Annotated in this window: 1 protein-coding gene; it reads right to left on the bottom strand. The window is 63.0% G+C overall.

Annotated features, from left to right (window positions below; genetic code table 11):
- The coding region (locus L6Q96_14575; protein MCK6555779.1) for a DDE transposase at nucleotides 1-243 on the bottom strand (243 nt) is incomplete at its 3' end.
- Between the last annotated feature and the right edge of the window lie 46 nt (nucleotides 244-289).

Below are 289 nucleotides of genomic sequence, written 5' to 3'. Positions count from 1 at the left end.
GGTATGCCCTTTGCGGATCGAAATCTCGTCGATCCCAATGACGCGCGGTGCCGGGGTGCCTATCCGGTGCAACTGCGCGCGCATGTACTGCTTCTCCAGCGTCTTGACGGACTCCCAATGCAGGTGAACTTCCTCGGCGACATCCTTGATCGTGCTGACCCGACACCGCCGCCCCACGAAGAACGCAAATCGCCTGGTGAACAACGGATTGTCGGCGAGCCATTCCAGGCGCTCGCGCTTCACTGCGCCGCACCTCCGACAGGCCACCCGGCGAACTTCCACCTCCAGG

This window comes from Candidatus Binatia bacterium, from assembly GCA_023150935.1.
Taxonomy (GTDB): Bacteria; Desulfobacterota; Binatia; order HRBIN30; family HRBIN30; genus JAKLJW01.
The sequence above is the reverse complement of the archived record's forward strand: the minus strand, read 5'-3'. Positions and strand labels throughout refer to the sequence as shown.